This window comes from Hymenobacter oligotrophus (assembly GCF_003574965.1).
Lineage (GTDB): Bacteria > Bacteroidota > Bacteroidia > Cytophagales > Hymenobacteraceae > Solirubrum > Solirubrum oligotrophum.
In genome coordinates, this window is record NZ_CP032317.1 from 945,949 (window position 1) to 970,668 (window position 24,720).

The 24,720-nt window shown below is 60.6% G+C and carries 23 protein-coding genes; 11 read left to right on the forward strand and 12 right to left on the reverse strand.

Going from position 1 to position 24,720, the window contains the following annotated elements; translation table 11 throughout:
• Positions 1 to 15 precede the first annotated feature (15 nt).
• Positions 16 to 525 carry a pyridoxamine 5'-phosphate oxidase family protein gene (locus D3Y59_RS03965; protein ID WP_119443877.1) on the reverse strand — a complete coding sequence of 170 codons (510 nt, stop codon included), beginning with the start codon at positions 523 to 525 and terminating at the stop codon, positions 16 to 18.
• A 118-nt stretch (positions 526 to 643) separates the two neighbouring features.
• On the opposite strand from D3Y59_RS03965, the gene D3Y59_RS03970 reads away from it, so the two are divergent.
• On the forward strand, positions 644 to 1,237 hold the full coding sequence (locus D3Y59_RS03970; protein WP_119443878.1) for an acyl carrier protein phosphodiesterase: 594 nt from the start codon (positions 644 to 646) through the stop codon (positions 1,235 to 1,237).
• A 3-nt stretch (positions 1,238 to 1,240) separates the two neighbouring features.
• Entirely contained in the window at positions 1,241 to 1,648 is a 408-nt protein-coding gene (locus tag D3Y59_RS03975; RefSeq protein WP_119443879.1) for a hypothetical protein, read from the forward strand.
• Between the two features lie 68 nt (positions 1,649 to 1,716).
• Here the strand turns inward: D3Y59_RS03975 and D3Y59_RS03980 are convergent, their stop codons facing one another.
• The 7 genes from D3Y59_RS03980 to D3Y59_RS04010 all read right to left on the reverse strand — a co-directional run bounded on the left by D3Y59_RS03980 (position 1,717) and on the right by D3Y59_RS04010 (position 10,490).
• Positions 1,717 to 2,229: an FKBP-type peptidyl-prolyl cis-trans isomerase gene (locus D3Y59_RS03980; protein WP_119443880.1), complete on the reverse strand. Its 513-nt coding sequence runs from the start codon at positions 2,227 to 2,229 to the stop codon at positions 1,717 to 1,719.
• Between the two features lie 461 nt (positions 2,230 to 2,690).
• Positions 2,691 to 4,676 carry an AAA domain-containing protein gene (locus D3Y59_RS03985; RefSeq protein WP_119446309.1) on the reverse strand — a complete coding sequence of 662 codons (1,986 nt, stop codon included), beginning with the start codon at positions 4,674 to 4,676 and terminating at the stop codon, positions 2,691 to 2,693.
• A gap of 377 nt (positions 4,677 to 5,053) precedes the next feature.
• Positions 5,054 to 5,590 carry a peptide deformylase gene (locus D3Y59_RS03990; RefSeq protein ID WP_119443881.1) on the reverse strand — a complete coding sequence of 179 codons (537 nt, stop codon included), beginning with the start codon at positions 5,588 to 5,590 and terminating at the stop codon, positions 5,054 to 5,056.
• A 10-nt stretch (positions 5,591 to 5,600) separates the two neighbouring features.
• Positions 5,601 to 7,037: an amidohydrolase family protein gene (locus D3Y59_RS03995; RefSeq protein ID WP_119443882.1), complete on the reverse strand. Its 1,437-nt coding sequence runs from the start codon at positions 7,035 to 7,037 to the stop codon at positions 5,601 to 5,603.
• Positions 7,038 to 7,113: 76 nt separating this feature from the next.
• Complete coding sequence (locus D3Y59_RS04000) at positions 7,114 to 7,473, reverse strand: putative signal transducing protein (RefSeq protein ID WP_119443883.1); 360 nt, start codon at positions 7,471 to 7,473, stop codon at positions 7,114 to 7,116.
• Positions 7,474 to 7,495: 22 nt separating this feature from the next.
• On the reverse strand, positions 7,496 to 8,092 hold the full coding sequence (locus tag D3Y59_RS04005) for a hypothetical protein (RefSeq protein ID WP_162910532.1): 597 nt from the start codon (positions 8,090 to 8,092) through the stop codon (positions 7,496 to 7,498).
• Positions 8,093 to 8,177: 85 nt separating this feature from the next.
• The gene (locus D3Y59_RS04010; protein WP_119443885.1) at positions 8,178 to 10,490 is read right to left on the reverse strand and encodes an efflux RND transporter permease subunit; all 2,313 of its coding nucleotides are present in this window, start codon (positions 10,488 to 10,490) and stop codon (positions 8,178 to 8,180) included.
• A 113-nt stretch (positions 10,491 to 10,603) separates the two neighbouring features.
• Here D3Y59_RS04010 and D3Y59_RS04015 point away from each other — a divergent pair, with 113 nt between their 5' ends.
• Positions 10,604 to 10,849: a hypothetical protein gene (locus D3Y59_RS04015; protein WP_119443886.1), complete on the forward strand. Its 246-nt coding sequence runs from the start codon at positions 10,604 to 10,606 to the stop codon at positions 10,847 to 10,849.
• Positions 10,850 to 10,940: 91 nt separating this feature from the next.
• Here D3Y59_RS04015 and D3Y59_RS04020 read toward each other — a convergent pair whose 3' ends face one another.
• Positions 10,941 to 12,002, reverse strand: coding sequence for an N-acetylmuramoyl-L-alanine amidase family protein (locus D3Y59_RS04020; RefSeq protein ID WP_240410514.1), 1,062 nt, complete (start codon positions 12,000 to 12,002; stop codon positions 10,941 to 10,943).
• 243 nt (positions 12,003 to 12,245) lie between these two features.
• Between D3Y59_RS04020 and D3Y59_RS04025 the strand changes: the two genes are divergently transcribed.
• From D3Y59_RS04025 to D3Y59_RS18715, 4 genes are all read left to right on the forward strand, one after another.
• Entirely contained in the window at positions 12,246 to 13,364 is a 1,119-nt protein-coding gene (locus tag D3Y59_RS04025) for a type I restriction endonuclease (RefSeq protein ID WP_119443887.1), read from the forward strand.
• Between the two features lie 114 nt (positions 13,365 to 13,478).
• Entirely contained in the window at positions 13,479 to 13,928 is a 450-nt protein-coding gene (locus D3Y59_RS04030) for an SMI1/KNR4 family protein (RefSeq protein WP_119443888.1), read from the forward strand.
• A gap of 55 nt (positions 13,929 to 13,983) precedes the next feature.
• Positions 13,984 to 14,778 (forward strand): thymidylate synthase, encoded by a 795-nt coding sequence (locus tag D3Y59_RS04035; RefSeq protein ID WP_119443889.1) that lies wholly within the window; start codon positions 13,984 to 13,986, stop codon positions 14,776 to 14,778.
• 628 nt (positions 14,779 to 15,406) lie between these two features.
• Positions 15,407 to 15,541, forward strand: a complete 135-nt coding sequence (locus D3Y59_RS18715; RefSeq protein ID WP_262696960.1) for a hypothetical protein — start codon at positions 15,407 to 15,409, stop codon at positions 15,539 to 15,541.
• On the opposite strand, the gene D3Y59_RS04040 is transcribed toward D3Y59_RS18715, so the two are convergent.
• The 3 genes from D3Y59_RS04040 to D3Y59_RS04055 all read right to left on the reverse strand — a co-directional run bounded on the left by D3Y59_RS04040 (position 15,538) and on the right by D3Y59_RS04055 (position 18,165).
• Positions 15,538 to 16,362, reverse strand: a complete 825-nt coding sequence (locus D3Y59_RS04040; RefSeq protein ID WP_119443890.1) for an aminotransferase class IV — start codon at positions 16,360 to 16,362, stop codon at positions 15,538 to 15,540. The two genes, D3Y59_RS18715 and D3Y59_RS04040, sit on opposite strands and share 4 nt — an antisense overlap.
• A complete protein-coding gene (dprA, locus tag D3Y59_RS04045) occupies positions 16,363 to 17,475 on the reverse strand; it encodes a DNA-processing protein DprA (RefSeq protein WP_240410516.1) in 1,113 nt (370 codons plus the stop codon).
• 327 nt (positions 17,476 to 17,802) lie between these two features.
• Positions 17,803 to 18,165 carry a MerR family transcriptional regulator gene (locus tag D3Y59_RS04055; RefSeq protein WP_119443892.1) on the reverse strand — a complete coding sequence of 121 codons (363 nt, stop codon included), beginning with the start codon at positions 18,163 to 18,165 and terminating at the stop codon, positions 17,803 to 17,805.
• Between the two features lie 255 nt (positions 18,166 to 18,420).
• Between D3Y59_RS04055 and alaS the strand changes: the two genes are divergently transcribed.
• The 4 genes from alaS to gatB all read left to right on the forward strand — a co-directional run bounded on the left by alaS (position 18,421) and on the right by gatB (position 24,720).
• Positions 18,421 to 21,066: an alanine--tRNA ligase gene (gene alaS / locus D3Y59_RS04060; protein ID WP_119443893.1), complete on the forward strand. Its 2,646-nt coding sequence runs from the start codon at positions 18,421 to 18,423 to the stop codon at positions 21,064 to 21,066.
• Positions 21,067 to 21,256: 190 nt separating this feature from the next.
• Positions 21,257 to 22,027 carry an energy transducer TonB gene (locus D3Y59_RS04065; RefSeq protein WP_119443894.1) on the forward strand — a complete coding sequence of 257 codons (771 nt, stop codon included), beginning with the start codon at positions 21,257 to 21,259 and terminating at the stop codon, positions 22,025 to 22,027.
• A 155-nt stretch (positions 22,028 to 22,182) separates the two neighbouring features.
• Positions 22,183 to 23,034, forward strand: a complete 852-nt coding sequence (locus D3Y59_RS04070; protein ID WP_119443895.1) for a toxin-antitoxin system YwqK family antitoxin — start codon at positions 22,183 to 22,185, stop codon at positions 23,032 to 23,034.
• A gap of 225 nt (positions 23,035 to 23,259) precedes the next feature.
• Positions 23,260 to 24,720 (forward strand): Asp-tRNA(Asn)/Glu-tRNA(Gln) amidotransferase subunit GatB, encoded by a 1,461-nt coding sequence (gatB, locus tag D3Y59_RS04075; protein WP_119443896.1) that lies wholly within the window; start codon positions 23,260 to 23,262, stop codon positions 24,718 to 24,720.

Sequence of the window (24,720 nt, forward strand, 5' to 3'; positions counted from 1 at the left end):
AAAAGCCAGCCTAGGTTATTTGGGCTGCACCTTGGCGTGCTCGTCGCCGGTGGGCTGGTACCGCTCGCCAGTGGCCACGGCCTTTACGTAGCCGAACGCGTGCACCAGCACGTTGCTGGGCTGATCCCAGTACTCGCCTTTGTCAATGCTGATGCACAGCAGGGCAATGTTGGGGTCGTCGGAGCCCTTCGGAAACCAAGTGCGCAGGCTCTCGGTCCACAGCTCTTTGATTTTGGCGCGGTCGGTAACGATGCGGGCGCGGCCCGAAATGCTCACGTATAAATTGTCTTGGGGTTTGGAGTAGCCCAGGTTCACGTGGCGGTCTTGCTGCACCTCGTCGATTTTGGGCGAGTCCAGCTCCGTGAAAAACCACAAGGTGCCATCGGCCTCGGGCTCGTGGGTGTACATGGGGCGCGCGTGCAACGAGCCGTCGGGCTCGAGGGTGGTCATCATGGCAATTTTAATGTCCTTGATGCGCTCCACGAGTTTCGTTACGTCGTGGCTTACGGCAACTTTTTCAGCCATGGGGTCGGGTGTTTGGATGTAGTCAGATAAGAAGGAGTGTTGGGGCTTACGCGCCGAAGCGGCCCTAGGTTAGCTTGGCGCGCAACCCAGGCGGCACTGTTGGCAGTACCTTGCCTGCGTGAACTTCCTTGCCCACCTGGTTTTATCCGGCCCCGACCCCGACCTCATCTTCGGCAATTTTGCCGCCGAAGCCGTGCGCGGCCGGGCCGCCGTGGCTGCTTACCCGCCCGCGGTGCAGCGCGGCATCCGCCTGCACCGCCTCATCGATTCGTTTACCGACGCGCACCCCGTGGTGCGGCGCAGCACCGCCCGCCTGCGCGCCGCCGGCTTAGGCAAGTGGGCCGGCGTAGCCGCCGATGTGGGCTACGACCACCTGCTGGCCCGCCACTTTGCCCGGTACCACTACCGCCCCGCCGAGCCGTTGCCCGCGTTTGCGCAGCGCATGTACGCCCTTTTGCACGCCCGCCGCACCGAGCTGCCCGAACGCCTGCAGCACATGTTCAACTACATCCGCCGCGACGATTGGCTTACCGGCTACGCCCAGCCCGAAGGCCTGGCGCGCGCGCTCCTAGGTCTGAGCCGGCGCGTGCCGAATGGGGAGGTACTGGCCACCGGCTCGGCGGCGTTTCTGGCCGAAGTGGAGGCTTACGAGGCCGATTTTGCGGAGTTTTGGCCGGCGTTGCAGAACCAAGTTTTGACAGAATTCCCCTGAACCATGGAAAAAGAAGTTGTAGCAGTGCGCGACCTGATCGTGCAGCAGGCCAAGCACTTCCTCACCGAAGCCGGCGCCTTTTATCCGTTCGGAGCGCTGCTGAAAACCGATGGCAGCCTGGCGCTAATTGGCATTGAGGATGCAGAAGATGTTGAGCCGGCAAAAATGGTGGAACGCCTGGAAAGGCAGGTTTGGGAGCAGCTTGCCGGGGGCGAAGCCTTGGTAGGAGGCATCGGCGTGGATTTGATTCTGCGCTTCTCGGCCGAAACCGCACCCACCGACGCGGTGCATATCAGGCTGCTGGCTCACTACGGGTACGCCATCGACTACTTCATCACTTACCGCTTGGCCGAAGACCGGCTAATCTGCGACCCGCTGTTCGATAACGAAGGCACTCTGACGCTGGAATAAAGTACCCAAACACAAGGGCCCGCCCGTCGCGAAGACGGGCGGGCCCTTGTACTACCTAGGCACCGATCTTAGTGGTGGTGGCCGCCTTCGCCGTGTACGTGGCCGTGGTCGAGCTCTTCTTTGCTCGCGTCGCGCACGTCAACCACTTTGCCGTCAAAGTGCATGGTCATGCCGGCCAGCGGGTGGTTAAAGTCCATCTGAACGGTGTCGTTGCCCACGAACACCACTTTGCCTTGCAGGTGGTTGCCGTGGTTATCCGACATGGGCAGGTAGTTGCCGGGCTGCAGCATTTCGCTGTCTACCTGGCCATCTACCTCAAACACCTGCTTGGGCAGGTCTACAAGGGCGTTCTGGTCGTATTCGCCGTAGCCTTGCTCGGGCGACAGGGTGAAGCTGAAGGTGTCGCCGGCTTGTTTGCCTTGCAGCTGCTGCTCGAACTCCTCGGGCAGGCCGCTCATACCAAACAAAAACACCATGGGGCTGTCGGCTTCGGCCTTTTCCACGAGCGTTTTCTCCTGCTCGTCGTTGGTTACGCTTAGGTCGTAGGTGATGGTGACCACCTTTTGATCAGCAATCTGCATGTGTCTGGAGGGAATAATGGAAAACTGGAGGCAAGTAAAGGAAAATAACGCCGCTTGGGGCCTGGGGTTGCGGCCGATGCCGTTGGGCCCGGCGCCGCGGCCGCTTTTCGGCTGTTCTCATTTAGGAGGAATTAAGTTCGTACGACCTAGGGAAACAACGTCATGCCGAGCTCCGTCGAGGCATCTCGCGTGCTGATGTTGAATAGCAACTGTCATCCTGAGGCGCTAGCCGAAGGACCTTCTCACGGCTGGAGCGATGCGCCTAGGTCTATGAACCTCACAGGACCCCAGGGGGTACCGCGCCCTTGTTGAAAGTGGGAAAGCGTATGCTATCAGGCGTCAACACGCGGGGTGCCGCGGCCAGCTCGACATTACACGACCTAGGGGAAGTCGTTCTCACGTGATAAGGTCCTTCAGCTAGCGCCTCAGGATGACAGATAAAACAACACCCTCCCAACTACTTACTGCTGAAACTCCCAGGCGGTCCGGTAGGCCCCTAGGTCTTCCACGTAGTTTACGAACTCGCGGTAGAAGGGGTGGCTGCTGAGCGTGGCCGAGTCGCCAATCATCAGCAGCTTGCGGCGGGCGCGCGTCATGCCCACGTTCATGCGGCGGATATCGGCCAGAAAACCGATGTCGTTGGCGGCGTTGGAGCGCGTGAGGGTAATGGCAATGATGTCGCGCTCCTGGCCCTGGAACGAGTCGACGGTGCCGATGCTGAGCTGGCGCTTGGTAAGCAGCTCGTTCAGCTCGGGCATGTCCTCCACGCGGTCTTTCAGGTAGTTGATCTGCGCGCGGTAGGGGGCAATTACACCGATGCTGAGCGGGTGCTGTTCGTGGTTGCGCTGGTGGTAGTCCTGCAGCAGCTCCGACAAGCGACGCAGCAGCAGATCGGCCTCTTCGGGGTTAGCCACCGACGGCGAGTCCTGCAGGCCCATTTCCTCGAAACCACACCCGGCCGTGTCGATGAACTCCACGGCTTGGCCGGGCTCAAAGCGCGTGTCGTAGTCGTGCAGGTCGGCGGCGCGTACGCGTTCATCGGCCTGCAGCTTGCCGCCGTAAAACTGATCCGACGAGAACTGCATGATGTGCTGGTGCATGCGGTACTGCACCTGCAGCATGCGCGCTGTTTCGGGTTGGCGCGTAATGCACTTTTCAAACAAGGTTTCGCGCAAGCCCTGGGCGGCGGCTTTCTCGCTTTTCACGGTGGGCGGCAGCTGGCAATGGTCGCCGGCCAGTACTACGCGCTCGGCCTTGGTGATGGGTATCCAGCAGCCCGGCTCCAGCGCCTGCGCGGCTTCGTCGATGAACACGGTTTCGTACATCAGGTGCCGAATGGCGCGGTTGGCCGCGCCCACCAGCGTACAGGTAATTACCTGCACCTTCTCCAGCAAATCCTCGGTGATGTACTTCTCCAGCTGATCCGACTCTTGCAACAGCTGGTGCGCTTGCTCTTTCAGGGCCTGGCGCTGCTGGCGCTCCTCCCACCCGTAGTTGCGCTTGTATTGGCCGGCCATTTGGCGGTACTGCTCGGCCGTTTGGCGCAGGCTGCGCAGCTCGCCGTAGTGCTTGTGCGTCATCACCTGCGCATCGAGGGTGTGCTCGAGCAGCAAATCCGACACGCGTGAAGGGTTGCCCATCCGGATAACGTTCACGCCACGCTCGGCCAGCTTTTCGGTGAGCAAATCCACGGCCGTGTTGCTCGGGGCGCACACCAGCACGCGCCGCTCGCGGCGGATGGTTTCCAGAATGGCCTGTACCAGCGTGGTGGTTTTGCCCGTGCCGGGCGGGCCGTGGATGATGGCTACATCCTTGGCGGCCAGCACGTGCTGCACGGCGGCGGTTTGCGAGGCATTCAGCGGGTTGGGGTAGTAGAGCTTCTCGGTTTCTTCGGCCGATTTGAACTCGGCCGGCCGATGACCTAGGAGCGTATCGCGCAAATCGGCCAAGCGGCCGAAAGCGCCTTGCACCTTTTGCAGGGCCAGCTCCATTTCGCGGTAGCTTACCTCGTCGAAGGTGAGGTCGAGGCCCAGTTTGCCTTCGTCGATCCAGTCGGGCAGGTCTTCCTTATTGGTTGCGAGGGTAATCTTGTTGCGGCGTACGCTCGTAACCACGCCTTGCAGCATGGGCTTATCGGAGCCGGCGCGGCCGGGTATGTTGCCGAACAACGCTGCGTTTTTGCCTACCTGAAACAGGTGCAGCTGCTGACTTTGGCCGGCCGGGCGCTCAAGCTCGAGCACCAGCTTGCCGCCGAAGCCAATGTCTTCTTTGGTGATTTTGATGGGGTACCACGTCAGGCCGCGGTGTTGCCGCTCCGCAATCGTACTCTTTGCGTTACGAATGCGGTATTGCTCGAGGTCCTCTTGCTGCTCGATGCGTAACAGGGCTTGTACGCGGCGCAGCTCTTCGTAAACGGACTCGGTAGGGGTGTAGGTAGCTTCAGCCAAGCTTTCGGAATGCAAAAAGGTAAACCGTTTCAACAAACATTGAACGGCAAACGTGCGGCCGAAGGTCGGGCAGAAATTTGGAACGGGGGGCCGAGGCGGTTGTGGCCCGTTGTCATTTCGAGTGCCAGCGAGAAATATGGGTAGCCCAGTCTGCCGAATCTGGGAGGAATTAAATGCAGTGTTTTTGCCTCCTATGGTATGTCATCCTGAGGCGCAGCCGAAGGACCTTATTCCGCCTGAACAAAACGTTGTTACAACTGTCATTCGCGCGTGATAAGGTCCTTCGGCTGTGCCTCAGGATGACAGTTCCTATACTACATAAACCCTCACCCAGATTCCTCGCTTACGCTCGGAATGACAGGGCTATTAAACGCCAATCAGCGCCCATAAGGGCTATCGGCGCGGTAGCGCCGCTCAAACTCCTCGCGGGTGCAAATGCTGCGCACGTCCACCACGCGGTCGATGGAAAGAATACCATCGAGGTGGTCGATTTCGTGCTGCAGCAGCTCGGCCAAGTCGTCTTCTGCACCGGCGCGGGTTTCGTGCCACTGGCCGCCTAGGTCTTGGTAGCGCACGGTAATCCAGGAGTGGCGTGGCACCTGTATGAAGATGGCCAGAAACGATAGGCAGGCATCCCACACCAACGGAGTTTCGGGGCTGCGGGCCACAATGCTGGGGTTGATGAGGGGCCACACTTCACGGCCGGGCAGGCGCAGCAATACCACCCGCTTGAGCGCGCCAATTTGCGGCGCGGCAATGGCGCGGCCGTAGCCGGTGGTTTCGCGCCAGTGGGCTACGGTATCCGTCAGGTCTTGCACCAAGGCGGCTACCTCGGGCGCGCTAGGGTCGGCAACGGGGTGGGCTACCTGGCGCAGCACCGGGTTGCCCAACTGGAGAATTTCGCGAACGGGCATGCAGGTAGGGCTAACGGTGTTTAACGGCTTGCACCATCTGGCGCAAATCGGCGGCGGAATATACCTGGCCACGCGCCACCACCGTATGGATGCCGCGCAGGTTGCTGATGTTCTGGAGCGGGTTGGCGCGCAGCAGCACCACGTCGGCATCCTTGCCCGCGCGGATAGTGCCCGAGCGCTGCTCGGCTTTCAGAAAACGGGCGCCGTTGATGGTAGCGGCTTTCAGCGCCTGCGCCGGCGTGAGGCCCGCCTGCACCATTAGCTCCAACTCACCTAGGAGCGAGGCGCCGGGGTACACGTACGAGTTGAAGGGCCCGCTATCGGATCCGGCCAGCAGCGTAACGCCGGCCGCTTGCATTTGGGGCACCATGCTCATAAACCGCGCCCCAAGCTGCTTGTTGAAAGCTCGCGTGGCCGCCGATTGTGCCCGAGCACTGGCAATGCGGCGGGCGTAGGTGGCTTGTATTTTCGGGTCGATGTAAGCCAGAAGCGTGTCGCGCGCGTGGTCGGTTTCGGGTAGCTCGGCCAGTACTTTCTGAATATGCAAGGTGGGCACCACGGCCGTGCGGTGCTGCGCTAGCATGCGGTAGGTGCGGGCGGCCGTTGCGGCATCGTAGGTGCGGTAGATGGCCGGCAGCACCGCGAACAGACCCAGGGGTTTGCTGGTGCTTTGGCTGTTGCGGATGGCCGTGGTAATGCTGTCTTCTTTGGGGGAGCAGGCTTTGAACACGTAGTACAGGTGCTCCGAAGCATCAAGGCCGCTTTCTACGGCCTCGCGCAAGGTAGCGGTGTAGGGCATGTGGCCGGTGGTGGTTAGCCCCCGCTTTTCGGCCGCGGCAACGGCACCTAGGAAGGCCTCGCGCGAAATCGTGCTTTCGTAGAGCTTCACGTAATCAACCTTCAGCCGCTGCAGCGAGTCGAGGGCCCGCTCAATCTGCGCGGGTGTTTCGACCACCAGCGAGCCAGCCCACGTGGGCCTAGGTCCATCGAGCTTGGGGCCGGAGGTGTAAATGCGTGGGCCCGCCAGCTTACCAGCCGCCATTTGCTCGCGCCAATTAAAAATGGCCGGGGTAAGGTCGCCGCCCGCATCGCGCACCGAGGTAATGCCGTGGGCCAGGTACAAGGGCAGCAGGTTGCGGTTGGCCGCCGTTAGCGAGTCGCCGCCCCGAAAGTGCACGTGCATATCCCACAAGCCCGGTATCAGGTATTGGCCTTGCGCGTCAATGGTTTGCTTGGCGGCAAGGGCGCGCGAACCGGACTTTTGCACCCGCCTGATTTGACCCTGCGCAATGCACACGGTTTGGTTGGGCAGCACGCGTTCGGCCTCCACATCCACCACGTTGGCGTGGGTAATTACCAAATCGTAGGGCTGCTGGGGTTGCTGCCCGGCGCAGGCACCTAGGGCCAGGGCTACGTAGCCCAGGAGCAATGTGGAGGATAGCTTCATGCGAAGTGGGCGTGGTGAGGACTGCAATTTTGCAACCCCGCGCCGACTTCCAAGCTATTGCCACCGCTGCCAACAGCTAGCCCGAAAACTCCTCGCCGCAATTGTGGCAGCGGTACATGGTGGTGCCGGCGTAAAACAGGCGTTTGTACCACGGCTGCCGGGCCTCGGGCTCGGGCCAGGCATGATACGAGCCGCACCTAGGGCAACGGGCAGCGGCCCGCTCGGTGCGCTGCTGCTCAAACTCTTGCACAATTGGGCGGGCCGCTTCCACGTCTTCTTCCTCAATCAGCAGCCGGAAATACAGCCCGTCGCCGAAGGGCAAGGTGGCGGGGCCGTAGTTTTTCACCAGGCTTACGATGCCGGCCTCCGATTGCAGGCGGTGGTACAGGCCCACGGCCTCGGTATAAGTAAGGTACTCGGCGGCCGCAACTAGCATATTTTCAGGGGGAGGGCGTGCCTTAGCGCTTGGCTTTGCGGCGGGCGGGGGCGCCGCTTGCCCGTTGGCGCAGGCGCAGCACGTACACCAGCAAGCCTATGCACAGCAGGGCCAAACCGGCCGCCAGCAGCTCGCGGCTCAGGCGGGCGTCTTCGGCCTCTTGGGCGGCGGCTTGGTACTCGCGCAGTTGTTTTTCGCGCTTCCTTTCGCGCAGCTGCAGGTTCTGAATTTGGCTTTCGAGGTCGTAAAAGCGCTGGCGCGTGGAGCTTTGGTCGGTTTGGGCCACGGTGGCCTGCTGTTCGGCCAGGCGCTGGCGCGTTACGATGTCGGCGGTGCGGCGCAGCTCGGTGGCTTTCAGGGCCTGCACAATCTCGGTGTCCTTGCGAATAATGCCTTTCAGCGCGTCAATCACTTCCTGCAAGTCCTTTTTGGAAGGCTTGTTGGCCAGCAGGGCGTTGCGTTGGGCGTTGGCGTCTTCGTACTGCCGCACCAGCTGCTCGCGCTCCTGAATCAGGCGCGAAATCTGGTCGTTGGGGCCGGAGGCGGCCGATTCGGTTTGGGCGGGAGCGGTGGTCGAGAGCAATACCATGCTCCACACCAATAGCAAACGTTGTTTCATAACTCAGCCCAAACATACGGCATTGGCAGGGGGCAGGGTGCGGAGCGGCCGTCGCCAAAGCTGCAAAGCCCGGGCTGCGGCGTGGCTATACCTCGGCTGCTTCGGCCCGAAGCTGACGGGCCTTGCCCACGCGTGGTTTTCGGTAGAACAGCAACACCAAAATGGGCAACAGCGTGAGCTCGGCCACTACGCCGAACAGCAGCGTCAGGCCAATGAGCAGGCCCACGTAAAACGTGCCGTCGAACGACGAAAACAGCAGCGTGCTAAAGCCACCTACCAAAATCATCGACGTAACGATAACCGCCTTGCCCGCCAGCCGGTACGTGCGCGACACGGCCCGCTTCACGGTGGGCTCCTTGCCGAGCATCAGGCGCAACTTGCTGATGAAGTGGATGGTGTCGTCGACGGCAATGCCGAACGCGATGGTGAAAATAATGCTGGTGCTCACCTTCATGGGCACGCCGCACAGGCCCATTACGCCGCCCACCACCACAATGGGCAAGAGGTTGGGTATGAGCACCACCGGCACCATGCGCACCGAGCGGAACAAAGCCAGCACAATCAGCGTCACCATCACCACGTCCACGCCAATGCCCACCAGCATGTCGCGCGTCAGGTTCTGGTTGTTTTTGTCGATGAGCAGGGCCGAGCCGGTTTGGCGCGTGCGCAGCAGCCCGGGGTTGGTGTGCTCGGCCTGAAAGCGGCGCAAGCCCGCGTTCAGCCGGGCCACGGTGGTGCTGCCGGGGTCGGGCATGCGGCCGGTAAGGCGGCCCTCGGTGGCCTCGGGCGTGGCCAGGGCGCGGAACTCGGGGCGCTTGCCTAGTTTCCGTACTTGCCGCAGCAGGCGCTTCATTTCGGCCTCGGAGCCGGGCAAGCGGTACTCTTCGAGGGCGCCGCCGTTCAGGGCCTTGCGCACCGATTTTACCACCGTTACGGGCGAGGCCACAAAGTGCAGGCCGTACTCGCGGCCCAGGTACGTTTCAATTTCCTCGATTTCGCGCAGCACCCCTAGGTCGTAAATGCTGCGGCCGGCTTGGGGCAGCAAGTGCATCTCGAAAGGGCGCACGCCGGCAAACTTTTGCTCGAAAAACCGGAAGTCGAGCTGCACCGGGTCGTCGTCGGCCAGGTCGTCGAGCAGCCGCGACTCCAGGCGCACGCGGCTGGCCGCGGCCAGGCTGCCCACCAGCAGCACCGCGGCTGCGGCCATTATCCAGCGGCGGCGCACCAGCACCACGCGCAGCAAGCGCGTAAGGGGGGCATCCCAGGAGCGGCCTGCGCCAAAGCGCTGCTGCGGCTTGGGCAGCAGTACCAGCAGGGCCGGCAACAGTGTAAACGTGAGGGCGTACGCAATGAGCACGGCCAGGCCCGTGTACAGCCCAAAGTTGTGAATGGGCCGGATGTGGCTGGTGGTGAGCGTGAAGAAACCCAGCGAAGTAGTAAGCGCCGACAGGCCCGAGCCGAACATCGACTCGCGCATGCTGATGCGCAAAGCCGGCACCGTGGGCGTGCCTTCGCCGGTTTCGGTTACGTAGCGCGTAAGCAGGTGCACCGAGTCGGCAATGCCCACCACGCACATCATTACGGGCAGCAAGGCAGTCATCAAATCGATGCCGGCGCCGCTCCAGCCCACCAGCGCCAGGCCGCCAATGGTGGCGCCGGCCACCACGGTAAGCGGCAGCACCACGCCCCACCACGCCCGGAACGTAAGCCACAACAGCGCCATTACCAGCAGTACCGACAACGACACGAACACAGCCATTTCGACGCGCAACCGATCCACGAACACCGATTGCGCCACCATTTTGCCGCCTAGGTGCACTTGCTCGTCGGCAAAGCCCAGGCGCTGCAGCTCGGTGCGCAGGCTGCTCATCAGGGTGTCGCCGGGCGGCTTTTTCAGGTCGGGGGTGGTTTGCAGCACCACCGTCACGGCGCGGGCGTCGCGGGCAAACAAGTTGCCCACCAGCCCGGGCGTGCGGTAAATCAGGGCCGAGTCCTGGGCGCGCGAGGCCGCGTCGTGCAGGCGCTCGAGGTGCAGGTAGGGGATGTTGAACACGCCCAGGCCCTCCACCACCGGGTTGCTGGCCGTGGTGGGCGAGAGCACCTGCACCACGTGGGGCTGCTGCTGCACAAACCGCGTAAACGTATCGACGCGCTGCGCAAAGCCGGGCTCGAACACGCTGCTGCCCCTAGGTGCCTCCAGCCCGATGAGCACGTAGTCGTTGTCGTTGCCGAAGCGGCCCGCGTAGGTTTCGTAGTAGGCCAGGTCGGGGTCGCCGGTGGGGTAAAAGTCGTTGAAGTTGTAGTTGAAGCGCAGGCGCAGCAAACCGGTGGTGGCCACGGCCGCCAGCAGCAGCAGGCTCAGGAGGGTAACAAGGCTAAGAAAGCGGGGAGAAAGCACGCGGATGAGCTAAAGTGAACCGGCCATTTATGCCTTGGGTTGTGTACCTTGGAGCCGGCGCTCAGCCAACCGCCCATTTTCCTGTTTTGTTTCTCGCTATTCGTTTTCGCCCCATGAAAAACGCCCTGCTCGCCCTCGCTTTGTTTGCTTTCGTAGGTTCGGCCTCGGCCCATGAAGGCTGCAAAGACACCAAAGGTAAAAAAGCCAGCAAAGAAGCTTGTTCGGCCCAAATGAAAGCCAACTGCGCAGCCAAAGGCGCTACCGCCAGCACGCCCGCCTGCTGCATGAAGAAAGGAACCGCCACGGCCAGCCAAGCCTCCACGGCCAAGCCCGCTGCCCCGGTAGTGAAATCGCTGTAAGCTCGCTTCGGCAAGCGCATTGCTTTGCAAGCAAAAGCCCCGGCACCTATTCAGGTGCTGGGGCTTTTGCTTGCGCGCCGTACCTGGGCGGCTACTTGCGGCCGCGGTAGTCGGCAATCAGGCCTTCGCAAATCCAGTTGGCCAGGGCCTGGCGGTTGTCCGGAATCACAAAGCGGCGCTGGTCTTTGTCGTTGCGGATGTTGCCCAGCTCGATGAACACCGTGGGCGCGTGGCTGTTGCGCACCACGTACAGGCTGGAGCGCGCCGACACGGTGCCCACGTAGGGGCGGTTGGGCTGGCTGCGCTTGTAGCGGGCCGTAAACACCTGGTGGATGTTGTTGGCCAACCGCTTGCCCACCGGGCTTTTGTCGTGGTGGTAGAAAAACACATCGGTGTTCAGGCCCGCGCTGCGGCTGTCGATGTGCAGCGTAATCATGCGCTGGTAGGCACCCTTATAGCGCCCGTGTAGCCGGTTGATGGCGTTGGTGTACTGCCGCAGCCGGGCTACGTGGTTGAGCGGAATAGTAAGGTTGGGCGTGGTAATTTCGTCGCGGTCCATCTGCAGCACGGCCTCGTCGCGGATGCCGTCGTCGGGGTCCTGCACAATCAGGTGCACCTTGGCGCCGTGTTCCATCAGCACGCGGGCCAAGCGGGTGGTAATGTCGTAGGCGTACTCGTCTTCGGCCAATTGGTTGCTGCCGTATTTGCCCACCGCGCCGGGGTCGGGCCCGCCGTGGCCCGAAAGCAGGTAAAACACCGTGCCGCTTAGTTGCCGGCTGCGCGCCGACACCTGCCCGTACCTGGGGCCAAACAGCTGCTTAGTGCTGAGCTGGGTTTTTACTTTGGTGCTGGTGCGCGCGGTAGCGGCGGCCGGAGCTTTGGCTGCGGTTGCTTTTTTGCGGGTGGGCTGCTTAGCGGGCAGGCGGTAGTATTTTCCGGAAATGAGGCTGTTGCGCGGCCCCAGCTGGGCGCGATTAAGCGCCACAAACCGGTCGTAGTCGCGCACGGGGTTCAGCCCATGGCGCTGCAGCAGTACCGTAACCCCATCGCCGCGCTTGGCCCGCACCTTCGCAGGTGCTTGTTGCGCAGGGCTTGCAAACGGGGTGGCAAAGGCTAAGAAAGTAGCTATGAGCAGCGGGAGAGGTTGGAGCAAGGGAGCAAGTGTGGTTTGGTTGGGTAGCGTAGTGAGGATAGTGGCTAGGAATAAGGCTATTGTTATGGCGCTTGTACGCAGCGTGGGAGCAGGCGTACCAATTGAAATGAAATTTTGCAAAAGTAGCACCTGGGCTTTCGAATGCTAGCATTAGAATAGCAACCCAAATAATTAGTGTATAAAATGTTTAATGTTCAGCTTCGATACTGATACATTAGAGCTTTACCTTAACAATCCACTTTCATGGAATTAATCGATCAGCTTACCAATCTAGCTTCCAGGGTGCAAAAACAAGTCGCCCACATCCAAACGGAAGAAGCCACAAAAAACGCCCTCGTATTGCCTTTTATAAATGCACTTGGGTACAATGTGTTCGACCCAACAGAGGTAGTGCCCGAGTTCATCTGTGACATAGGCACTAAAAAAGGTGAGAAGGTAGACTACGCTATTTTCCGCGAAGGCAGCCCAATTATTCTCATCGAGTGCAAGCATGTGGGCGCTGACTTGAACATCAACCACGCCAGCCAGCTATTCCGCTACTTCCACGCTACAGAAGCGCGCATTGCCATTCTAACAAATGGGGTGACTTACAAGCTCTTTACCGACTTGGAGCAGCCCAACAAAATGGATGAACGACCCTTTTTGGAATTTGACTTGTTCAATTTTCAGGATGCAGATATTGCCGAGTTAAAGAAGCTCAGCAAAGCAAACTTCAGTTTAGAGGACATGCTGTTCGCTGCCTACAACCTGAAGTACATGAGGGCTTTCAAGAAGTACTTTGACCAACAGTTTCAGCAACCTACAGCTGACTTCACCCACTTCGTTTCCAAGCAGGTGTACGATGGGGTGTTGACGCCAAAACTAAAAGAACAATTTAGTGCGCTTGTCCACCGCTCATTCCATCAGTTTCTCAACGATAAGATAACGATGCGCTTGAAATCGGCGCTGGTAGACACCACTAGCCAATCTATGCTGGCCCCAATGGATTATCAGGCGCCGAAAGTAGTGGATACAACAAATGCCACTGAGCCGGAAGGCAAAGAGAAAGATATTGTTACGACCGTTGAAGAAACGGAAGGCTTTATGATTGTACGAGCCATCTTGCGCAAGCTGGTGCAAGTGAACCGCGTGGTTATGCGCGACGTGCAATCGTATTGCGGCATTTTGCTTGATGACAATAACCGGAAACCCATCTGCCGGCTCCACTTTAACGGAAGCAAAAAATTTGTCACGCTTTTCGATGTGGAAGGCGGCGTAAGAGTCGACATCGAATCATTGGATGACCTATATGGCTTGGCTTCCCGAATTCGGGTGGCAGTAGAGCGATACGAGTCAAAAACCAAAGAACCTGTTGCTCTGTAAGGTGCTGAGTATGATTCGGATATTAAAGCCAGCTAAAAATTAGCTGGCTTTAATATTTTTTGCATTTTGTTGGGCTTATGATGTAACGCTGCCTTGCCATCTCCTCAGCCTGCCATGAACTGGATTTCCCGCATCGAAAAGCTTCCTAGGTCAGCCTCCGTTACCTACCGCTGCAACCCGCCGGTGGTCGACGAGGAACTGACGTTTTTGGCGGCGGCGCTGGAGGTGCGCTTACCCGACGAGCTGCGGCAGCTGTATTTGCTAACCGACGGGCTGGCCGAGGAGCTGCAGGGCATTGGCACTACCGGCTACTTGGTACTGCCCGCCCAGGCCATGCTGCTCGAAAACCAGCGCCTGCGCCAAACGGCTCGCTTCTGCGTGCACGACTTGTTGCTGGTAGCCCCGGCCTACACCGGTGACTACTACGGCTACCTCATTGCCGACGACGGCACCGTAAGCTCCGATGTGTACATCTGGAGCTGCACCGACAACACGCGCGTACGGGTGGCTGGCTCGTTGGCTGAGTTTCTGGTGGGGTGGGTTACGAGCGAGCTGTCGGCCTAGGCCAGGTAGGGCCGCACTTCTATCTTTGGGTTTCAGCCCACCAGTTGCCCTTGCCATGCAGCAGTACCAAACGCTTCTACGCCACATACTTGAGAACGGGACCTCCAAAACCGACCGCACCGGCACCGGCACGCTGTCGGTGTTCGGGTACCAGATGCGCTTTGATCTGCAGCAGGGGTTTCCGCTGGTAACCACCAAAAAGGTGCACCTGAAAAGCATCGTGCACGAGCTGTTGTGGTTTTTGCGCGGCGATACCAACACTGCCTACCTTAAAGAGCACGGCGTGAGCATTTGGGACGAGTGGGCCGATGCCAACGGCGACCTGGGGCCCGTGTACGGCAAGCAGTGGCGCTCCTGGCCCGACGGCCGTGGCGGCCACATCGACCAGATGCAGCAAGTGCTGGAGCAGCTGCGCCGCTCGCCCGATTCGCGCCGCATAATGGTATCGGCTTGGAACGTGGCCGAGCTCGACCAAATGGCCCTGATGCCCTGCCACGCGCTGTTTCAGTTTTACGTGGCCGATGGCAAGCTCTCGTGTCAGCTGTACCAGCGCTCCGCCGATGTGTTTCTGGGCGTGCCGTTCAACATTGCCTCCTACGCGCTTCTTACCCTAATGGTAGCACAGGTGGTAGGCCTGCAACCCGGCGAGTTTATTTGGACAGGCGGCGACACGCATCTGTATTCGAACCACCTCGAGCAGGCACGCCTGCAGCTCGCGCGCGAGCCGCGCCCGTTGCCGCGCATGCGCCTCAACCCGGAGGTGACGGACCTGTTTGCCTTCCGCTACGAGGATTTTACGCTGGAAAATTACGACCCGCACCCCGCCATTAAAGCGCCCGTAGCCGTGTAGCTGCCGGGCGGCGGCTGAAGAGTTAGGACCTAGGGCGCCGCACGCGGCGCCCTAGGTTTTTTTTGCCCCTAAAGCAGTGCCAGCCACCGACATCCGTGCGTGCCTTGCAACAAGCAGCGCGCGGCTGGTGGTTTGGCGGTGAGATTCAGGCTGCGGCGGGCGGCGGGGCCGTAGTGCTAGGGCAACCGTTCGGGCAGCGGCAAAAGGTAGGGGCTTCGAGCGGTTAGTACTTTACTACGAATAAATGAGGCATGCCTACATCAAGAGTTTCTGAGGAAGTATAGGAAATAGCACATTCAGCGTAATCAAATAAGTGCCTGGCGCGGTGCAACCTAAATTATTGACGCACGTAATCACATTTTCATGTGGTTGCTGCAATGAATACTTCATCAGTAACGTTGTTGGATAAATAGTTGACCTCGTGCTTTCGAATACTCTGCCGCTTTTTGCTTACTTGCCGGTGAAATCACCGATCTTCGCGGCGGAAAAAGTAAACTCTTCCGCCAAAATTCAATTCAACGGCTCGGCACCCGTCCGTTCCGTATTTTCCACCACACCTCCTTTGTCAACTGCCGTCGCTTCCACCTGCGGCTGCCCTCTGCCGCTTAAGCACCGCGTGCTTATAGCTATGTACGCACTGGAAATCGGGCGCCAATCGCGCGACGAAATCCTAGCCGCCAACGACGTTACCGAAGCCGACCTGATTAAGTATCAGAAAGAATGGCTGCGGATGCGCCGGCGTCGTTACAGCAACGTAGCTTAATTTTTGAGGTCTTGTCGCCGCAGAGCATCCAGCAATGGGTGCTCTGTTTGTTTGTAGGCCGTGCCGGCCAGCCGCTCGATGTTGCGGATGCCCGCCACGTTGGCCGTAAACACCGCATCGGCGGCTAGCAGCGCCGCGGGGCGGTACAGCCCTAGGTGGCAACGAATGCCCAACTGCTGAGCCACCTGCCGCAAGTGCGCCTGCCGCACGCCCGCTACGCAGCCGCTTTCGGGAGCCGGCGCATGCAGCTCGTTATTGCTGATCCAGAACACCGCCGCCGATACGCTTTCGGCAACGTGGCCGTGCGCGTCGAGCAACAGCAACTCGTCCAGGCCGCGGGCGTCGCGCTCCTGCGCGGCCAGCACGTAGTGCAAGGCGTAGGGCCCTTTGCAAAACGACACGGGCGAGTACTGCGTGCCGATGCGCTGCGCAAAATCGGCGGTGCCAACGGGGCTGTTGTTGGGCACAAAGCTGGCGGCCGTAGCCAACCACTCGGCTTGCTGGGTGGCGGGTGCGTACAGGCCACCGCCCGCGCGCCACAACTGCAGCCTGATGCGCGCCGGACCCGCGGTAGTAGCGGCCAGGGGTGCCAGGGTATGGTTTAGGGCAGCAGCGTTGGCCAGGGCGGGGGGCAGCTCCAAGTGCAAAGCAGTAGCGGCCCGCTGCATGCGCCCTAGGTGGTGCGCAGCCCAGCGCACCGCGCCGCCCTCGTACACCATCGTTTCAAAGAAGCCGTCGTTGAACTGCAACCCGCGGTTGGGCAGTGGCAGCTCCACCTCGGCAGCGGGCAGCAGGCGGCCGTTGAGCAGGGCTTGGCTCATCTACATTAACGCAAATTTTTTGCCCGGCAACGCCCGCACCACGCCCCTGAACTCCAGCCCGAGCAGCAACGTCGAAACCTGGTTGATGGGCAACTGGGCTTCCCAGCTCAGCTCGTCAATTTGCCGCTCTTTGTGCGCTTGCAGTATCCCAACCAACCTAAATTCTTCGGGGCTGAAATCGGAAGGGTCGAGGACGGGCGCCGGAGGCGTGTGGTGCAAGGCGCCGTCCCAGTTCAGCACCTGCTCCACGTCGGCGGGACTGGTGTAAATAACTGCCTGCTGGTTGCGAATGAGGTGGTTGCAGCCTTCGGAGGCCGATTGGTCGAGGCGGCCCGGTACGGCCAGCACCTCGCGGTTGTACTCCTGCGCCAACTCGGCCGTAATGAGCGCACCGCCTTTGCGGGCGGCCTCCACCACCACGGTGCCGTCGGTGAGGCCGGCAATAATGCGGTTGCGCGCCGGGAAGTTGTACTTGTCGGGCTGCGTGCCGAAAGGAAACTCGGTGAGCAAACCGCCCTGTTCCACCATTTTTTCGGCGGTGCGGCGGTGGGCGGCAGGGTAAATAATATCGAGCCCGGTGGCCATTACGCCAATCGTGGGCAGGCCTTCCTGCAGGGCCGCGCGGTGGGCAATAATGTCGATGCCATACGCCAAACCGCTCACAATCAAGGGCTGGTAACCGGCCACGCCCCGAATGAGCTTTTCCGTTTGCTCACGGCCGTAGTCGGTGGCCTGGCGCGTGCCCACCACGGCCAGGGAGCGAGGGTGATTGAGGTCGGCGGCCCCTAGGTAGTACAGCAGAACCGGGGCATCGGGCACCGGGCGCAGGCGGGTAGGGTAGTTGGGGCGCGTGTAGTACAGCAGCTGCACGCCGTCTTTTTCGGCCCGTCGCACAATTTGCTCGGCTTGCTGCAGGGCCTTGCTGTGGTTGTGCAACGCCTTAACCGTGCCGGGGCCCACGCCGGGTATTTTCAGCAGCTTGGCCTGCGGGGCCTGCAGCACCGCCTGGGCCGAGCCGCAGTAGCTAACGAGGTTGCGCGTAATCAGCGGGCCAATGCCCGGCAGCAAGGTAAGGGCAACTTCGAATAGGAGGTCGGGTGAAGAGGTTGACACGGTAAGCTAGCAGGCTCAAAAGGATAAGTAAACGGCCGTTGAAAACAGCGCCCCTAAAAACATGCCCGCGGCGCTGGCGCACTTACGCTTCGCAATACAATACGTAACCAGCGCCAAGCAGCCGAAAAGCCAAAAGAGCAAAATGAAGTGAAACGTGTTGGCGCCCCGTTTACCCCACGAATTTCGGTTTGTGCCGTTGCCGTTTACCCAACCCAACACAAAACCAACGACCAGGACGACCACTGCCGAAACTACCGTCGGAAAGAACAGAAGCACCGCTATCCACCACGGTTCGGTTCGGCGTGGGTCGAGGGCATGCGGCGGCATTTACCCGTTTGGCTGCTTGCCCGCGGCATCCAGCTCCTTGCGCAAACTCACCAGAAAGTTGCGCACCTTCTCCAGCGAGTGTATCACGTCTACTTTTTCCTTTAGCTGGGGGCCGCGCTGCTTCATGATTTCGCGGGCGCCCGGAATGGTGTAGCCGCGCTCCTTCACGAGGTGGTAGATGGTACGGAAAATCTCGATGTCCTGCGGTGAGTACAGGCGGTTGCCTTTTTTGCTTTTGCGCGGCTTAAGGTCGTCGAACTCGGTTTCCCAGAAGCGAATCAGCGACGGGGCCACGTCGAACTGCGCCGCCACCTCGCCGATGGTGTAGTATTGCTTTTCGATGTCGCGCTCTTTGTAGGGCATAGGTAGGGGCGCGTGGCACGCACCCAGTCGTTGAACAGTAAATGACGGCTGCCGGGCAATTGGCGCAAGCGAAAGCCTGTGCCACATTTCATCTTCCGCCCGAAGTGCTACTTTTGCCGGAAGCGCTGCCTGGAGCTGCTACAGCCGCTGCAGAAGCCGAAAAATAGCCAGAAAAACCGGTTCCGACCAATTTTGTCTGCGTCTGGGTGCGCCCGTTGCCGTTCTGGCGGCGGGCGCGTGCAACGCGCCCCTACTATGCTACCCTCAGCCAACCAAGTTCGTCAGCAGTTCCTCGACTTCTTTGCCTCCAAAGGCCACCACATCGTGCCCTCGGCGCCCATCGTGGTGAAGGACGACCCCACGCTGATGTTCATCAACTCGGGCATGGCCCCGTTTAAGGATTACTTCCTGGGCAACAAGCCGGCGCCCTTCAAGCGCGTGGCCGATACACAGAAGTGCCTGCGCGTGAGCGGCAAGCACAACGACCTGGAGGAAGTAGGCTACGATACCTACCACCACACCATGTTTGAGATGCTGGGCAACTGGTCGTTCGGCGACTACTTTAAAAAGGAAGCCATTGCCTGGGCCTGGGAGCTGCTGACGGAGGTATACAAACTGCCGAAGGAGCGACTTTACGTTACCTACTTCGAGGGCGACAAAGGCGACAACCTAGGGGCCGACACCGAGACGCAGGGCCTGTGGCGCCAGTACACCACCGAGGACCGCATTTTGCCCGGCAACAAGAAGGACAACTTCTGGGAGATGGGCGACACCGGCCCCTGCGGCCCGTGCACCGAAATCCACATCGATTTGCGCGACGAGGCCGAAGTAGCCCAGCAAGGCGGCGCCGAGCTGGTGAATGCCGACCACCCGCAAGTGGTAGAAATCTGGAACAACGTGTTCATGGAGTTCCAGCGCAAAGCCGACGGCTCGCTGGAAAAGCTGCCCGCCCAGCACGTAGACACCGGCATGGGTTTCGAACGCCTGATGATGGCCGTGTCGGGCGTAAAGTCGAACTACGACACCGACGTATTTCAGCCGCTGATCCAATTCATTGCCTCGGAAGCCGGCGTGAAATACACCGGTGCAATGGAGCCGACGGACATTGCCATTCGGGTAATTGCCGACCACATTCGCACCATTTCGTTTGCCATTTCCGATGGTCAGCTGCCCTCCAACGTAAAGGCTGGTTACGTAATTCGCCGCATTCTGCGACGCGCTGTGCGCTACGCCTTTACGTTCCTCAACTTCAAGCAGCCCTTCCTGTACAAAGTGGTACCCATTCTGGCCGACCACATGCACTCAATATTCCCCGAGCTGAAGCAGCAGCAGCAGTTTGTGCAGCGCGTGATTGAGGAGGAGGAAATTGCCTTCCTGAAAACGCTGGAGAACGGCCTGCGCCGTCTCGATGCGCTGGAAGATTCGTTCAAGCAGCAAGGCAACCTCATCGACGGCAAAACCGCGTTTGAGCTGTACGATACCTTCGGCTTCCCGCTCGACCTCACCGCGCTTATTGCCCGCGAAAAAGGCCTGAACGTGGACGAGAAAGGCTTTGCCGTGGAAATGGAGCAGCAGAAAAACCGTTCGCGCCGCGCCGCCGAGCAGGAACAAAGCGACTGGGTTATCGTGCACGCTTCGGAAGAACAGCCGCGCTTTGTAGGCTACGATGCGCTCCGGGCCGAAGCGCGCATTTTGCGCTACCGCCAGGTTACGCAGAAAGGCAAAACCGAGTACCACATTGTGCTCGATCAAACGCCGTTCTACGCCGAATCGGGCGGCCAGGTAGGCGACACGGGTTATTTGGAAACGCCGCTATCCAAGGTGCGCGTGATTGACACCCGCAAGGAAAACGACCTGATCGTGCATACCGTGCTCGATTTGCCGCAAGACCTGGAGGCGCCCGTTGAGGCCAAGGTTGACGAAGCGCGCCGCCAGCTGATCCGCAAAAACCACTCGGCCACCCACCTCATGCACGCAGCCCTGCGCCACGTGCTCGGCGACCACGTGGCCCAGCGCGGCTCTTTGGTGAACGACAAGCTGCTGCGCTTCGACTTTTCGCACTTCTCGAAGGTAACCGACGACCAGCTGCGCCAAGTGGAGCACATTGTAAACCAACGTATTCGTCAGCAAATTCAGCTCGGCGAGGAGCGCAACGTGCCCATCGACGAAGCCCGTTCGCGCGGGGCCATGGCGTTGTTCGGCGAGAAATACGGCGACAGCGTGCGCGTTATTACCTTCGATCCGGAGTACTCCGTGGAGCTGTGCGGCGGCATTCACGTGCCGAACACCGGCGAAATTGGCTTCTTCAAAATTACTTCAGAGACGGCCGTAGGGGCCGGCGTACGCCGCGTGGAGGCCGTTACGGCCGATTTGGCCGAGCGCTACGTGGAAGAGCAAATGGATTTGCTGGCGCAGGTGCGCGAAGCCCTAGGTAACCCGCAGCACCTCATCCCGAGCATCCAGAAGCTGTCGGAGGAAGTAGCCACGCTGCGCAAGCAGCTGGAGCAAGCCGAGGTGCAACAACTTGGGCAGCTGAAAGACCAACTGGCCGGCCAAGTGAAAGCCATTAACGGCATCAACTTCCTGGCGGCCAAGGTACCGGCCCGCTCGGCCGACGCCGTAAAGAAGCTGGCCTACGACTTGCGCCAGGTTGTGCCCAACCTCGTGGCGGTGCTAGGTGCCGAAATCGAAGGCAAGCCGCAGCTGGCCGTGATGCTTGACGACGAGCTGGCCAAGGGCGGCAAGCTGAACGCCTCGCAGCTGGTGCGCGAGCTAGCCAAAGACATTCAGGGCGGCGGCGGCGGCCAGCCGTTCTTCGCCACGGCCGGCGGTAAGAACGCGGCCGGGCTCGATGCCGCCATTGGCAAGGCCGAGAACTTAGTGGCTAATACGCTGAGCTAAGCCTGCCAATTGCCCCTTAGCGGGTGCAAAGTGGCCCCGGCCAAACTGCCTGCCCAAGCAGTTTGGCCGGGGCCACGGCTTTATGGCAGGGGTTTACCTCTGCTCAACAGATGCTGAAAAGGTGGACAGCATTGCTACCTTGGTGTTGCGGACCCTGCATCGGGATAACCGCAGTTGATATTGACTTCTCATGAAGTTTTCGTTTTTACGCCTAGGTGCCGCTGGCTGGCTAGCGGCGTGGCCAGCCATGGCAGTGGCCCAGCAGCCCGTTGCCGGAAGCAAGCCGCGCGTGGAGGTTACCTATTACGATGGCAAAAGCAATAAGCTTCCTTCCGCCATGGGGGCTAGTTACCGCTCCGAGGTCCAGTTTGAGGACAGCGTAAAAGCCATTGAGCGTACATTCTACGCAACCGGAGGGCCGCGCTCGGTGGTGCACTACGCCAACTACCGCCTGCGCATTCAGCACGGAACAAGCGAATCGTGGTACGAGAACGGGCAACTGAAGTGGCACGATAACCGGGCGCAAGGCAAGCTCGAGGGCGAACTGCGCTATTATTACCCAACTGGCAAACTCAAGCGCCGCGAACTGTACAGTGCGGGTGCCCGCACCGAAGGCGCGTGCTTTGGGCCCGACGGCAAACCGGTAGCGTTTTTTGAGTACTTGGTTATGCCCGTGCCAGCCGGCGGTTTGACTGGCTTGCGCAACTACATAAGCGCCAACATTAACTACCCTGAAGAGGCCCGAAATGCCGAAGTACAAGGCAAGGTGTTGGTAAGCTTTGTGGTGGATAGCACCGGTATGGTCGGCAACGTGCTGGTTAAGCAGTCGGTGCATCCGCTGCTCGATGCCGAAGCTGCGCGCGTGGTGCAACGCTTGCCGCGCTGGACGCCCGGCAAACGCGACGGTGTGCCGGTACCGGTGCATTACGCGGTGCCGGTTGTTTTTCGGCTCGAAGAATAACAGACTTGTAGCCAGCAGCAGCTAATTCAACGTTCAGAATCAGAAGAATGCGTGGGGTTGGGCGCCGCTGGTTGCGCACGGGGTAACAGGCAACTGCTGATGGCCAGCAAAGGAATGGTGCAGATGAGTCGGCGCGGCTGCTGTATCTTGGCTGAATGTGTGCACCCAACCTTGTTTCTGCCTCGCACCTCAGTTGGCTGGTTGCGGGCCTGTTACTGACGACCACCGCCGCCTCGGCGCAGGTGAAAACCGTTGCCGTTTTTGAACAGCTCGAAGGCCAAAAAGTCGGTGTTCGGTATTACGACCGCAACGCCGTGCCGCTGCCCGACAGCAGAGGCGCCCACAGCTACGACATCATGCGCCGGGCCGATAGCCTGGGCGTGAAGTGGCGCGTGCGCCGATTTGCTGTGCAAGGCCACCAACTGCTGCTCGATGCCGGTTACAGCAGCGACTTGCCCTACGATACGCCCCACGCGCGCACCCGCGAATGGTACCCCAATGGCCAGCTGCGCGAAGACGTAAGCTACCGCAACGGCAAGCCCGACGGGCCCATCAAAACCTACTACCCCGATGGCAAGCCGCGCCGCGACCAGCAGCTGCGCGCCGGCGCCGTGGTAAAAGGCGAATGCTACGGCCCCGGCGGCCAAGCCCTCGACGAGTGCCCGCCGTACCGCACGCTGGCCAAGCTTACGGGCAAGGGCGCCGGGCAAGCCGTGGTGTTTCAGGCCATGCAAAAGCAGTTTGCGCAGTTCATGCCCAAAGGCTACAGCCGCGCCACCGATGCCGTGGTGCACGTGGCCTTTGGGGTAGATAGCCTCGGCAACGTGCACAGCCCGCGCGTACTCGCCTCCGACGATGCCGCCCTCAACGCCGCCGCGCTCGAAACCGTGCGTCGCTTGCCGCGCTTGGTACCGGCTTCCGAAGAGGGCCAGCCCGTGAGCAGCGTTCTGGAGGGGCAGTTTCACTATTACCCCACCCGCCGCGCCGCCACGGCCGCCGACGAGTAAACCCACCTAGGGCGCTGCTTGCTCCTCGCCTCAGCAACCCACTACAGCACCTAGGGTTTTGCCCGAAGCACCCGAAACCCAGCCCGGCAATTGGGCTGCGGCCGAATGCGGCCCCGGCTGTGGCTAACACGCGGCCGGCTTCGTACTTTTGCGCCCCACCCGGTTCGCCCCGTTGGCCGCCAACGGCCGCGGCGACCTAGGGCCACCAGCGGTAACCTGCGACTCATGGACGAAAACACTAAAGCAAAATACCAGCCCGTAATTGGCCTGGAGGTGCACGCCCAGCTGCTCACGCGCAGCAAAATGTACTCGGCCGACGAAAACGAGTACGGCGCCATGCCCAACTCCAACCTGTCGGTAATTACCCTGGGGCACCCCGGCACGCTGCCGCGCGTAAACCGCACGGCCGTGGAGTTTGCCATTAAAATGGGCCTGGCCACCAACTGCCACATCACGCGCGACAACCAGTTTGCGCGCAAAAACTATTTCTACCCCGACCTGCCCAAGGGCTACCAGATTACGCAGGACAAAACCCCGCTCTGCACCAAGGGCCACGTCGACATTCGCCTGGCCGACGGTACCACCAAGCAAGTGGGCATCACGCGCATTCACATGGAGGAAGACGCGGGCAAATCGATGCACTTGGCAGGCGAGGTGGAAACGCTGGTAGACCTGAACCGCGCCGGCGTGCCGCTGATCGAAATTGTATCGGAGCCCGACATCCGGAACGCCGAAGAGGCCTACGCCTACCTCACCGAGATTAAAAAGCTGGTGCAGTACCTAGGCATTTGCGACGGCAACATGGAGGAAGGCTCCTTGCGCTGCGATGCCAACATTTCGGTGATGCCGGTGGGCGCCAGCAAGTTCGGTACCAAGGTGGAGGTGAAGAACATGAACTCCTTCCGGAACGTGCAGCGCGCCATCGAGTACGAAATCGAGCGGCAGATTGCGCTGCTCGAAGCCGGCGAAGAGGTGGACAGCCAGACGCGCGGTTTCGACGCCACCACCGGCACTACGCTGGCGCAGCGCTCGAAGGAAACCATGAACGACTACCGGTACTTCCCGGAGCCCGACTTGCCGCCCGTTATCATCGACGACGCTTGGCTGCACCGCGTGCAGGCCGAGCTGCCGGCGCTGCCGCAGCAGCTTTACGCCCGCTTCACGGGCGAGTTGGGTTTGTCGGATTACGACGCCAACGTGCTCACGGCCGAGAAGGACATTGCCTTGTACTTCGACGAGCTGACGCGCCTGACTACCAACGCCAAAGCCGCCGCCAACTGGATGCAGGGCCCCGTGAAGTCGTTCCTGAACGAGCGCGCCCTCACTATGAGCGACTTTCCGCTCACGGCCCAGCACCTCGCCGACACCATTGGCCTGATCGACGCGGGCAAAATCAACCACTCGGTGGCCTCGAAACAACTGTACCCGCACCTGCTCGAAAACCCCAAGCAATCGGCCGCCGAAGCAGCCGAAGCCCTAGGTCTGTTGCAGCAGTCCGATGCCTCGGAGCTGGAGGCCATGGTGCAGCAGGTGCTCGACGCCAACCCGGCCAAAGTGGCCGAGTACCGCGCCGGCAAAAAGTCGCTGGTGGGCATGTTTATGGGCGAGCTGATGAAGCTCACCAAAGGCAAAGCCGACCCCAAGCTTTCGAACCAGCTGCTGCGCGACAAGCTGGAGCAGGCGTAG